Below are 12,902 nucleotides of genomic sequence, written 5' to 3'. Positions count from 1 at the left end.
ACGAGCATGAACTGAAACTCACGCTGCCACACCCTGTCACTGTTCTGACAGTGCCGTTCATAGCGTGGTGTCTAAGCTCTGTGGGATGGCCAAGCCCCTGGTTCCAAGGAGGAGTGATTATGTTGCTGTTGTGGCTGCTAGTGCTGGTGATCGGCACTCTTTACCTCATGCACCGGCGCCTGCCGCCCTTGCAGATACTTGGCATCGTTGCCGTCTACACGCTGCTGATGGGCATCTTCAGCAAAGCCCCCGGCTGGCTGTTGGTTGTGGTGTGGCTGGTGATCGCGCTCAACGCCGCGCTCGTGTTACTGCCCGAGTGGCGCCGCAAGATATTCACGGGCCCGGTGTTCAAATGGTTCAAGCGCACATTGCCCCCCATGTCGCAGACCGAGCGCGAGGCGATCGATGCCGGCACCGTGTGGTGGGACGGCGAGCTGTTCAGTGGCCGCCCCGACTGGCGTACCCTGCTCGCCTACCCTGCGCCAATGCTCACCGAAGAGGAGCAGGCCTTCCTCGATGGCCCGACCGAGGCACTCTGCGCGATGGTCAGCGACTGGCAGATCGGCCAGGACATGGACCTGCCACCGCAGGCCTGGCAGCACATCAAGGATCACGGGTTCTTCGCCCTCATCATTCCCAAGGCGTACGGGGGAAAGGGCTTTTCCGCCTACGCCCACTCCCAGGTGGCGATGAAGCTCGCCACGCGCAGCGGTGACCTGGCCTCCACGGTCATGGTCCCCAATTCGCTGGGCCCTGCCGAGTTGCTGCTGCATTACGGCACCGACGAACAGCGCGATCACTACCTGCCGCGCCTGGCTCGCGGTGAAGACATCCCCTGCTTTGCCCTCACAGGTCCCCACGCTGGCTCCGACGCCGGGGCAATGCCCGACACTGGCGTGATCTGCAAAGGCCAGTGGAAGGGGGAAGACGTCATAGGCCTGCGCCTGAACTGGGAGAAGCGTTACATCACCCTCGGGCCGGTCGCCACCCTGCTGGGCCTTGCCTTCAAGGCTTACGACCCGGACCACTTGCTCGGCGAGACAGAAGAACTTGGCATCAGCCTGGCGCTGATTCCCACCGACACACCCGGCGTTGAGATCGGCAAACGCCACCTGCCGTTGGGCGCGGCTTTCATGAATGGCCCCAACAGTGGCAAGGACGTGTTCATCCCCCTGGACTACCTGATTGGCGGCAAGGACATGCTCGGCAAGGGCTGGATGATGCTGATGAACTGCCTGTCGGTAGGCCGCTCCATCTCGCTGCCGGCAGTTGGCACGGGCGCTGCCAAGTACACCAGCCTGGTCACAGGCCAATACGCGAACATCCGCGAGCAGTTCAACGTGCCCCTGGCGGCCTTCGAGGGTATCCAGGAATCGTTGGCACGCATCGGCGGCAACGCCTGGTTGATGGACAGCGCCCGCTTGCTCACGGCCAAGGCCGTGGATTTGGGTGAGAAACCGTCGGTGCTGTCGGCGATTCTCAAGTACCACCTGACCGAGCGCGGCCGTGAGTGCATTCAGCACGCGATGGACGTGCACGGCGGCAAGGGCATCATCATGGGCCCCAACAACTACCTGGGCCGCAACTGGCAGGGCGCGCCCATATTCATTACCGTCGAGGGGGCCAACATCCTCTCGCGCAACCTGATGATCTTCGGCCAAGGCGCCATACGCTGCCATCCGTTCGTACTCAAGGAAATGGCCCTGGCCGCGCGCCAGGACCAGGACCAGGCGCTGGTGGAGTTCGATGATTTGCTGGCCAAGCACATTGGTTTTGCGACGGGCAATGCGGCCAGCACCCTGATCTACGGACTGGGCCTGGGCCGCTTCGAGCAGGTGCCCGGCGATGCCCTGAGCCAAGGCTACTTCCGCGCCCTCAACCGCCAGGCGGCGGCATTTGCCCTGTTGGCCGACCTCTCCATGATGCTGCTCGGTGGTGCACTTAAGCGCCGCGAGCGACTGAGCGCGCGGCTGGGTGATGTACTGAGCTATCTGTATCTGGCCAGCGCAGCGCTCAAACGCTACCACGATCAGGGCTCGGCCGAGCACCTGCGGCCGCTGTTGCGCTGGGCCTTGGAAGAGAGTCTGGGGCAAGCCGAACGCGCCCTGGATCGGCTGCTCGATAACTTCCCCAATCGCTTCGTGGGCTGTGCACTGCGCGTACTGGTGTTCCCTTTCGGTCGGCGCCATACCGGCCCCAGTGACGAACTCGATGCCCAAGTGGCTCAGCTGATCGGCCGTAGAAAGGGTGATCCGGCCCTGGAAGAACTGCTTGCCGGCTGCTACCGCCCACAGGGCGAGAACGACCCCGTTGCCGCCCTCCAGCAGGCCAGCGATCTGCTCGACAGCACGGCACCGCTGAGCAAGGCCTTGCACCAGGCGCTCAAGCAAGGCGATGTCCGCCCTGCGCCTGGCCAGTCGACCATCGATGCAGCGGTCGAGGCTGGCGTCTTGCAACCGGACGAGGGGCAACGCCTGCACGCGGCTGAACAGGCGCGGCGCAAGGTCATCGATGTGGATGCCTTTGACAAGGTGCAGTTGACACCCGAACCCGGGAAAGTGCGCTGAGTCTTTCCGAACGACAAGGGAGGCGTATACTCCGCCCCCCTTTCAGCCATACCGAGGACCCCTGCCATGGCCAACCCACACCTGGAATACCACCTGCAATTGCTGCAGCACCTGCGCACCATCCTCGTGGCGCTGGGCGAAGCGGAGCAGGTGCCGGAAGAAAGCCATACCCTGTTCCTCGAGCGCTTTGACGAACTGCTGACCGTGTTGCCACAAGACCCACTGCAAAGCCAGTACCTGGGCCAGGACTTGATCTGCCAAGTGATTCAGCGTTACCCGCAAATCGCACATTTGGTGCCCCGCGATCTGCTATGGTTCTTTGCCGGTGATTGCCTGCACTTCATGCCTGATGAAGAGCTGGATATGTATCAACAGCTTGAGGAGCTTCGCTTCGCAGCGCAGGAAAGCGGTCAACCCTTTGACTGGCATCAGCACAAGCAGCTGCTGAGCCAACAACGCCAAGGCAGTAGCCACTGATTCACCCAGGTATCCCACGCCGGACGTGGGATACCTCGTCCTCCCATGGAACGTGTTCTTATTAATACGTTGCCTTCAGCTGATGCCGTATTCACGCTTTCTTACTCTTTGTAGAGAATAGGCCTATTGCGCCACACCGCTCAATTATTAACTCGAAAAAAATTCCCCCGCCCCTCAGAAAAATCAACACACAACTAATACATAGTCTTATAGTTAAAAAATATAACAAACATCGAACTCATATTATCCTTGCAACTAAAAAAGTGACTTCTATAAAATTCGCGCCGAAGTTAAAGAACACCAATACCACTGGCATTCAATTAACCTTTCAGTCATTTAATATTAGTCACTCGAACAAGGATCCTTATGAAAACGTCTCTCCTGGCCGCATCGCTCGGCTTCCTCATGACGGCCATTGGCACGTCGGCAAACGCCAACACAGGCCTTGTAATGTTTGACGGCAAAATCACTGCCGACACTTGCCCGATCATCATTTCGCCACCTTCCGGCGCCATCGGCAGCTCCGTGGAGATGGGTGAGCTGCCAGCCAGCGCCTTCAAGGCCAGTGGTGAAGAGTACAACCAACGCACCTTCGCACTGGTAGTGGAAGAGGGCGCGGTGTGTGGTTTCAGCAGCAACAAAGCCACCGTCACCTTCGAGGGCACTGCCGATGTCAGTGGCAACTATTTCGCGGTCACCCCTACTTCCGATGGTGCCAAGAACGTAGCCATCGCGCTGCGTGACCGCACTGGCAGTTCGGTCGCCCCAGGTAGCGCATCGGCCGAGTACGACCTGAATGATACGGGCCAGTCTCGCATGGTGTTCCACGCGACCTACCGCGCAACCAGCGTACCTGTGTTGCCAGGCGCAGCGTCGGCCAGCATTCACTTCACCGTCGACATCATCTGACCTGCCGAGCCCGGCTAGAGGCCGGGCTCACACCCTGTACCCCCATCGCGTCCAGGTGCCGTTGCGCACCTGGTCTAGAGGACGACTTTCAATGCCAGGTTTTTCAGTACGGGCGGCTTCGCTGCGCGCGATATTCAGCACCTGCGCAGCGGCATTGCTGCTTATCCTGCCCGTTGGCAGCAGTCAGGCTGCGCTCACATTGAGCAACACGCGGATCGTTTACCCAAGCGACAGCCGCAGCACATCCGTCGTGGTGCGTAACCCCAGTAAACAGACGTATGCAGCGCAAGTCTGGATCAATACCCAGGCTGACGACAGTGTCACCGCAGTGCCGCTGATGCCTTCACCGCAGTTGTTTCGCCTCGATCCTGGTCAGGAGCAACTGTTGCAGATCAGCGCCTTGCCCAACGATCTGGCCGATGACAGAGAAAGCCTGTTTTTCCTGAACCTCCAGGAAATCCCGCAAGCCGTGCCAGGCCAGTACAACACCCTGAACATCGCGCTGCGTACACGTCTGAAGCTGTTTTACCGGCCCCACCAGCTCAAGGGCAGCCCTGCCACCCAGGCAAACCACTTGCAGTTTTCACTGCATTCGGCCAACGGCCAGACGCAACTGAGGGCACACAACCCCACCCCGTTCCACGTCACCTTCAGTCAGCTGGAGGTGGTCGGTGCGCAGCGTTCCGGCAAGTTGGAAAACCTTCCGATGCTGCCACCGTTTGGCGATCACTACTTGCCGCTGGACGGAGTTCGGCCTGGTCCTGACCTGCAGGCCAGGTTCAGCATCATCAATGACTTCGGTGGCTACACCAAGCCTTTCACCCTGCCTATCGCCAATCGCCCCTAGCTTGCCGTCATAGGCGAGGAACTTTCCATGCCATTAATCACGCCCGGACGCCCGTGCGGCGCCTGCTTGTGCCTGCTAATCGGCATCAGCCCCTGGCTGCCAGTCGCCCATGCCAGCTCCCACAGCCAACCTGCAATGCAGTTCGATGCGCATTTCTTGCGCCAGGCCGGTACCCAGCCTGACAGCGTGTCGAGTATCGCACTGGACGCCCTTGCCGACTCGACCTCGCTGCCGCCTGGCCGCTACCGGGTCGATGTCGTGCTCAACCTGGAGTTCGTGGGCAACCATGAATTGACGTTCATCCTGCAAGACGAGCGCCTGGACGCCTGCTTGCCCGGGCCCTTGCTCGTCGGCATGGGAGTGCGGCTCGAAAGCCTGCAGGATCCTACACTGGCCACGGCGACCTGCCTGGATTTGCCTGCCGTCATTCCAGGCGCCACATCGACGTTCGATGCCGCAACGCTACGCCTGACGTTGTCGGTGCCACAGATCGCCATGCGCCGTGATCTGGCCAGCCAGGTGGAGACTGCGCAGTGGGACCACGGCATCAACGCAGCCTTCATCAATTACCAAGCCTCCACCTACCAAGGCCACAACCGCTATTCGGGGCGTTATTCGAGCGCTGACCTGAACATCAACAGCGGTGTCAACCTTGGCGCCTGGCGGCTGCGCAGCAGCCAGGCATGGCGCGAAAACGGTACGGGTGCAACACGCTGGAGCCGGTCCCAAACCTACGCACAACGAGGTATCGCAGGGCTGCGCGGCAATCTCACGATCGGCGAAACGTTTCTCGACAGCGATGTCTTTCGCGGTATTCCTCTGCTTGGCGTCCAAGTTGCCTCGGACACGAGCATGCTGCCCGACACGCTGCAGCAGTACGCCCCGATCATCCGTGGCGTGGCGCAAACCCGGGCCAAGCTCGAGGTGTGGCAGAACGGGTATCCGATCTACACCACTTACGTGAGCCCTGGGCCCTATGCCATCGACGACTTGAGCCCAGGCGGCAGCGGTGAGCTGGATATTGTCCTGACCGAGGACGATGGCCGCGTACAACGCTACACCCAGCCCTATGCCACGCTCAGCAACCTGTTGCGTGAAGGTGTATGGCGCTACAGCATTGCCGTGGGTCGCTACAACCCAGCCGCTAGCTTCGACCGCCCGACCGTATGGCAATCCACCGCCGCAGTGGGCATGCCGTGGAACACCACGCTCTACGGTGGGCTGATGGCCAGCCACTACTACCACGCCGCCAATATCGGCCTGGGCAAGGATTTAGGCGATTGGGGCGCGCTTGGCTTGGACATCACCCAGGCCAACAGCGAAGCGGCCTCTGGCAACCAACAAGGCCAAAGCCACGCGATCAGGTATGGCAAGACCTTTGCCAGCCAGACCACCCTGCGCTTTGCCGGCTATCGTTACTCGACCCGCGGATACCGCGACTTCGACGAAGCCGTGCGTGAACATAGCGGACAAGACAGCTTCATGGGAGCCCGTCGAAGCCGCCTGGAAGCGGCCGTTCACCAGCCTGTGGGGCAGCGCAGCGGCCTGAGCCTGACCTATTCGCAGCAAGACTACTGGCAACGCTCGACCACCCAGCGTCAGTATCAGGTCAATTTCACAACCCACCATGGCGGGGTCAACTACAGCCTGTTTGCCTCCCAGTCATTGAACGACGACTTCCCGTCCCAACGCCTGTTCGGCCTGACGCTGAGTATGCCGCTGGACATCGGTCACAGCGCCACGGCGTCCTTCGATGCGCTGAGCAACAACCAGGGCCACAGTCAGCGTGCCACGCTCAACGGTTCCAGCACACAGTACCCCATCAGCTACAGCGCCAGCCTCAGTCAGAACGAAAGCAAGCAGAAGGCCGCAGCATTGAGCATCGCGCACCAAGGCCGCAGTGGCTCGCTGGGCGCAGGTTTCACCGAAGCCGGTGATTACCGCAGCCTTTCCCTCAATGCCAGTGGTGCGTTGTTGTTCCATGAGGATGGCTTGGCCGTTGGCCCGTACCTTGGGGATACGGCGGCCCTGATCGAGGTCCCCGACATTGCGGATGTGGGTGTGCGCAATGCCACCGGAGCGCTGACCAATGCCAAGGGCTTTGCCTTGGTACCGCACCTGCAACCCTACCGCAACAATAGTCTGGTGCTGCAGACCGACCGCCTCGGCCCGGAGGTGGAAATCGACAACGGTTCGGCACGCGTGGTGCCAAGCCGAGGCGCCGTGGTCAAGCACCGCTTCGAGGCCCGCCGCGTGACCCGCTTGGTGCTGACGCTGCGTACTGCACAAGGCAGACCGTTGCCTTTCGGCGCCCAAGTAGTCGACAGCCTGGGCAAGCAGCTGGGCATCGTCGGCCAGGCGGGCCAAGTCATGCTTTCCACGCATACCCAGGCGCAGGTGTTGAGCGTGCGCTGGAACGAGCATGAGGACGGCATGTGCCAAGTCGCAGTTGACCCCAAAGACTCGCCTGCTCAGCAAGGCTATCACCTGCTATCGCTGGTCTGCGGCTAGGCCCTATGTTTGTAGCGCCCAGCCTGAGCACAGGCTGGGCTGTGAAGGAGTCCCAATGATGAAATACCTGACAGTGTGCGCTGCGTTGGTGCTAAGCATCAGCAGCCAGCCAGCAGTGGCCGCCTCCGAAGTCAAAAGCAAGGCCTGCTGGTGGTACGATAAATACCCAACAGGCCCAATGACGTTCATTCGTAAAATCGGTACCGTGCATGTGCCGCGCGATGCCCAGGTAGGTCGCCAACTGGGCGGTTTCAACGTTTATGATTTCACGAATAACGAGGCGAACAGCCTCTTGGAGTGTTTTAACCGCGGGACGCGCTGGCACTTCAAGTTTGAACCGGTACGCCCGTTGCTCCCCATCCATACCATCGATGGCAGCCCGATCTTGCAAACCAATATCCCGGGTATTGGTGCACGTATCGAGTTGGGTTGGCCATTCAGTGACCAAGGTCCGACAACATTCATACCTTACGGGCGCAACCCGCCGCTGGTGCCGTTTACTGCCTATCACGATGCCGAGAACACGTCAGCGTTTCAGCTGAGATTCATTGAAAACAACGTAACCCTGTACAAGACCGGGCCAATTCCGCCCGGCATCCACAAACTCGATACGAGCATGTTCACAGGGTACTTTGATGAACCGACCGTTGGCTTGGCGCTGACCTATCATTTGCAAGCCGAAGTGGTCAACAGCGAGTGCAGCCTGGCAGGCACAGGCGTCAGCCCTAACCCGGTCAAGCTAGGCGAGTGGGAGCGCTCGCGATTTAGCGCGCCCGGAGTCACCACGCCGGCAGAACCCTTCACCATCACGCTCAGCGGCTGTGAGGTCGACCCTGAGCACAACACCTACGCCACCATCGAGCTCACCGGCATCAATGGTTCAATTCCGATCGGCTCGCCCCTGGAAGGTATTTTTTCACTGACTACCACATCGTCGGCGCGAGGCGTAGGCATACGAATTCTCAAGCAAGATGGCACGCCCCTGGCATTGAACAAAGAGGTGCCGCTGAGACCCCTGGCCGATGGCACCACGCCGCTGCGTTTCAGTGCGCAGTTCATTCAGGTGGAAGCGGCCACCGCCGTGCGTGCGGGTGACGCCAACGGAGCACTCAACTTCACCATTCGCTACCGCTGAACTGCGCTTCGATGCCCTACCCCGCCTATGCACCTTCTACTGGCTCATACCGCTGAGTACATCTTCGGGATCGTAATGGTAGCGAGCAGCACCGGTGGGTCCATCGACACTCTGCAGGCGGTTCAACGCATCGTACGTCAGGGTACGGCCGGCTTCGTCCTGGATCAGGTTGCCATTGGCATCATAGCGCAGCTGCACCGCCGGCAGAGATGAATGCTCGATGGAGGTCAACTGCGCTGGGTCCGCGGCATTTTCGAATTTGTAGATGACCCGCGAACGGCTATTGTCGGCCGCAGTGGTCGTCAACAGGTCGATGTTGTCGATCGCATCCAAGCGGAACAGCTGAGTCTTGATTTGCTGGCCATAGGGGTCAATCGGACATTGCTCGCCCGCGCAGTTGTAGTCGGTCAGGCGTCCGCGCAAATCGTATTTGTAGGATTCTTCGCGTAGCACACCGGTTTCATCGGACAGTACCCGCAGGACGAGCTTGTCGACGTCATCATAAGCTTGGCTGAGGGTCTGAGTATGCTCGGCCACGAAGACCCACTCGCCCGTATCCTCGTCCAGCGCAAAGCGGCCGAACTCGAAGGTGCGTAGGTCTTCGCGATCATGTGGGTCATACCGCAGTTGCGTACGCAGCGCCTGATCACTGGCCATGTCCCGGGTGGTCGTGGTGTGCAGGCGACCAAACAGGTCGTAGCTGAAGTGGGCCTGAAGCAGCGGCTGGTCGGTTAGTGCGGCGTACAAGGTGGTGCATTTCAGCTGCCCCAGGGCATCGTAGTCGTTGCTTTGAACCTGGCCGAGCACATCCTGGTACGCCAGCAGACGGCTGCGATAGCTGTAGTCGTAACGCATCTCGAAAGGCGCAGCCTCGCCCTCAACCCAGCGCCTTTCCACTTTCACGTCCCCATTACTGAAATGATCCCGAGTCAAGCGCAGGTCAGGGATTTCACAGTCGATCAAGCGCGCATTTTGTGGATCGTGGGTGAAGCGGGTGGTGACGCCGCCGACCGTACGCACCGTAGGCTGCTCGCTGAGGCTGGGCTGGTACTCGTAATGGACACGCTCGCCGCTGGGCATGGTTACCCAGCACGGCTTGCGCTGGCCGGGTTCGTACTCGAAGCGCTGCAGGCGCCCCCCGGTCGTGGCGCTGATACGCCGGTTCAGGCCGTCGAAGCCTTGTTCACCCAGTAATTGATCGCCGCCGCGGCTGCTCGATACGCTGATACGCGTGGGCAGGTCTTCGCGGCTATGGGCGGCAAAGCTTCGCCGCACTTGGGCAGCATCGGGCAGGGTGTGGATCACCAAGCGCTCGAAGGCGTCATAGGTGTATCGATTGACACGCTGAGGTTTGCCCGCCATGCCTACGCTCTCCTCGAACAGGCGCCCGAGCCCGTCGTACTGATTGCGTTGCAGGCTGATGGCGTCAGCTGGCTCCAGCTTGCCAGGCGCAAAGCGTTCTATACGCGTGGGTTTATCGAACAGGTTGAGCCACGTAACGGTGATACCGCTGGAGACGAGGTTCCCCTGCTCGTCGAGTACCTCACGCCATTGGGTGATAACAGGGCCTTTGGAAGCAGGGGTACCGACGGGGTCAGTGCGCGTGTACTCGCGCACGCCGTCTGGCCCAACCACGCAGTCCTGCTCGCCCCAGTCGTCGTACTCGAACGTGCTGGTCAGTTCCAGCTGCTGATCGCCGAGCCAGTCGATTTCGGTTTGCGTCTGCATCTGACCCAGTGCGTCGTACCCGGCGCGGTAGGTCTGGCGCAGCGTTTCGCCGAGCAGAGGGTGATCGACGTCCATGCGCTGTTCCTCGACCACCCGGTTCAGGCCGTCCAGATAGGTGATGGTCTTTACGCCCTTGACGTCAAACTGCCACTGTTCGGGCACACCGTTAGCGGAATCTCGCAAGAAATACGTATAGCGTCGAGTGGCTTCGTGGGGTTTGCCCGGCGCTACCGTCTCTTGGGTCACCCGTTGCAACGGGTCGTACTCGTAACGGATTTCGACGTCATTGTCATCGCGGTTGAGCAGCGGCTGGCCGGTGTGCAGCGAATGCTCCAGGGTGGTCTGCTTGACCTCACCGTCGTACCCGGTCAGCGTCTCAAGCGTGTGCAAGACGCTCTGCCGGGTGTAGGTGCTCAGTGGCGTAGAGTAGTCATAATGGGTGACGGTATCGAGGGTCGCTTCGGGTGGATCCTCCGGTCCTGCGGGGTACTGCACGGTTTTTTCCCTCACCCGCCCCATACAGCTGGCTGCCTGATGTTCGTACTCATAACGCGTGCACTCCAGCCAGCGCTCGCCATCGTCCACATCGACCAGCGTTTCGCTTTCGACTTCGAACCACGGCACCGTCAACCTTGGACCGGGCTGCTCGGCGTCGTCAAGCGGCGCATAGGCCACATAGCTGAAACGTTGGCTGAGCACCGGTGCCAAGCCCTGCCCGTCGCTGGCCGGATAGGTGGTCGTGCTTTTGAGGTGCCGCACAAAGCCACTGGGGTCGTGCGGATGCCCTTCTTGCTCCGCCGCCTGGAACCATTCGTTGCGCACCTCGATGCCGTTGGCTTCCTTGCGGGTCAAGACGTTGCCATGGTTATCGTAGGTACTGATAACCGATTCCGAACGCGCGGGTACTTCGCTGCCGACCACCACCCACCGGCGCGTTTCCTCGGTGGGCAACTGGAACGTGGGCGGCTGGCGGTGGAAGCCACCTGCGTTAATGGTGTATCCCGTGGCAGAGGTTTGTTGGCAATTGCCTTGCAGGGTCTTTACTTCAGTCAGCAGATGGTAACGGTTGAAGGTGCGGGTGATGCTACGAATCTCCTGGCCTTCCTGTTTCCAGACCTCCACGCTCTGATACTCGTAGGTATCGCTGTCGGCGAGTTTGTAGAGGTTATCCAAGCCATCGTCGCGCCATGGCAGCGATGTGCCGCCACCTATGAAGTTGTGCGCGCCAGGGTAGCGGTAGTCCACATCCACCAAAGGCTGCCCTGCCCCGGGTTCGATTTGATGCCGGGTGACCCGAGGAAGCGGCGAAGGCCGGCCGCTGCCAGCAGGGAATTGGTGACCGGCATCAGCGTATGAGAGCATTTCCACTGCTCCCGTTGGCGTAGTCACACGGCTCAGACAGAGGTGCCCGTGTGTACGTACGTACATCATATCCCACCGCGCCTGTTCGACCTGCTTGCCCTGCGCTTCGCCCAATACACTGATGCGCTCGACCCGTTGATCATCCTCCTTGAGCTGCATGTCGTAGGTGACCAGGGGCGCTCCGTCTGCACCGACGAACGGGTGCAGCTTCAACACGACGGCATTGGCCGTGCGAGCGGTCTGGAACAGGATACGGCGCTTGCCATCGTTCTGCTGAGTGTCGTCACTGATGGAGTCGAGTACCGGATGCTGGCTGTTGAACAGCCGATACGTGAAAGCCAGGCTCTGGCCCTGGGCCGAGAACAGCCGAGCCGGCAAGAATACCGGAGCCTGGTTACTGCCTTGGCGAGTCAGTATCTCTACCAAGCCCGAGCGGTGCTCAATCCTGAAGGCATCATCACTGTCACGATAGACCTTGAAATTGACCAGTTTCTGCTCTGCCAGCACCATCGGCTGCGCATTCCGGTCGGTGATGCGGTACGTTTCGCCTGTGCCCAAGGCCAGCACCTGGTTATCCGGTGTGTACTGGGATAACTGGAGCGTCCAGCCAGCGCCGTAGCCGGAGTCGATGATATTGAGGGGCGAGAATGACAACGTCGGTGTGAATTCCGGGCCCAGCAACGTATTGGCACCGAGGTCGGGCAGTTCGATCTTCATCGTGTATTGCCCGGTGCGCGGATCGACACCACCCTGGATGAAGCTCATGAAGTTGAAGGCGTTGGAATGGAGTGAGTGCTTGACGGACATGGTGCCCCCCGGCCTTGGCGGTAACAGTGGGTTGGATGCTATGGGAGATTACGAATCTTTACGCAGCTGAGTTGATGCTCCCATGGAGGAACGAAGGAAGAAATCACTTCTATATTAAGTAATTGGACACCCGCTACCACAATACCGCGGACCGGCGTGTCTCGCACTTCAGTCATTTTTACCCACCGGGTGGTCGTCGGATGTTTTATCGTTTCGACGTGGGCAGTCCAATTGTTTTCAAAGGGCGGAAACACAGGCTTCACAGGCACCTCTTTACAATCAACTTGATCATAGAACCGTATCTCCACCGCCGAGGCGACGTTGCTCATGGAAAAATAATCCGAGTTCCTCTTACAACCGTGATCTTCTAATGTATAGGTGTGCATCGAATAACTTGGCGCCGGTATCGGGATGGAACAGGAATTGACAGGTGCCTGGTTTTCATAACGCTCAGCAATCAGCAACCTGCCGTAGTCTTGTGCAGCTACCGCATCGGTCCCATGACTACACGCCTGGAGCAGCGATAGCACTGGCACCATCAAGTACTGGATTTTCATCG

At 60.0% G+C, this 12,902-nt stretch carries 8 protein-coding genes; 6 read left to right on the top strand and 2 right to left on the bottom strand.

The window, feature by feature from the left end; all coding sequences use genetic code 11:
- Positions 1-119: 119 nt before the first annotated feature.
- The 6 genes from CRP40_RS14645 (at position 120) to CRP40_RS14620 (ending at position 8,446) form a co-directional block, all read left to right on the top strand.
- Complete coding sequence (locus tag CRP40_RS14645; RefSeq protein WP_027914344.1) at positions 120-2,567, top strand: acyl-CoA dehydrogenase; 2,448 nt, start codon at positions 120-122, stop codon at positions 2,565-2,567.
- A 66-nt stretch (positions 2,568-2,633) separates the two neighbouring features.
- Positions 2,634-3,044 (top strand): PA2817 family protein, encoded by a 411-nt coding sequence (locus CRP40_RS14640; protein ID WP_027914343.1) that lies wholly within the window; start codon positions 2,634-2,636, stop codon positions 3,042-3,044.
- A gap of 366 nt (positions 3,045-3,410) precedes the next feature.
- Positions 3,411-3,953 (top strand): fimbrial protein, encoded by a 543-nt coding sequence (locus CRP40_RS14635; RefSeq protein ID WP_027914342.1) that lies wholly within the window; start codon positions 3,411-3,413, stop codon positions 3,951-3,953.
- A 91-nt stretch (positions 3,954-4,044) separates the two neighbouring features.
- Complete coding sequence (locus tag CRP40_RS14630; RefSeq protein ID WP_027914341.1) at positions 4,045-4,800, top strand: molecular chaperone; 756 nt, start codon at positions 4,045-4,047, stop codon at positions 4,798-4,800.
- Positions 4,801-4,827: 27 nt separating this feature from the next.
- Positions 4,828-7,311, top strand: a complete 2,484-nt coding sequence (locus CRP40_RS14625; RefSeq protein WP_033695003.1) for a fimbria/pilus outer membrane usher protein — start codon at positions 4,828-4,830, stop codon at positions 7,309-7,311.
- A gap of 55 nt (positions 7,312-7,366) precedes the next feature.
- Positions 7,367-8,446 (top strand): fimbrial protein, encoded by a 1,080-nt coding sequence (locus CRP40_RS14620; protein ID WP_050587310.1) that lies wholly within the window; start codon positions 7,367-7,369, stop codon positions 8,444-8,446.
- A gap of 36 nt (positions 8,447-8,482) precedes the next feature.
- Here CRP40_RS14620 and CRP40_RS14615 read toward each other — a convergent pair whose 3' ends face one another.
- Both CRP40_RS14615 and CRP40_RS21835 read right to left on the bottom strand, forming a co-directional pair.
- Positions 8,483-12,343 carry an RHS repeat protein gene (locus tag CRP40_RS14615; RefSeq protein WP_027914338.1) on the bottom strand — a complete coding sequence of 1,287 codons (3,861 nt, stop codon included), beginning with the start codon at positions 12,341-12,343 and terminating at the stop codon, positions 8,483-8,485.
- Positions 12,344-12,381: 38 nt separating this feature from the next.
- Positions 12,382-12,900, bottom strand: coding sequence for a hypothetical protein (locus tag CRP40_RS21835; RefSeq protein ID WP_141400909.1), 519 nt, complete (start codon positions 12,898-12,900; stop codon positions 12,382-12,384).
- Positions 12,901-12,902 lie beyond the last annotated feature (2 nt).

The sequence above is a fragment of the Pseudomonas sp. URMO17WK12:I9 genome, assembly GCF_900230165.1.
Taxonomy (GTDB): domain Bacteria; phylum Pseudomonadota; class Gammaproteobacteria; order Pseudomonadales; family Pseudomonadaceae; genus Aquipseudomonas; species Aquipseudomonas fulva.
Note: the sequence above shows the minus strand (reverse complement) of the source record. Positions and strands in the feature narration are given on the sequence as shown.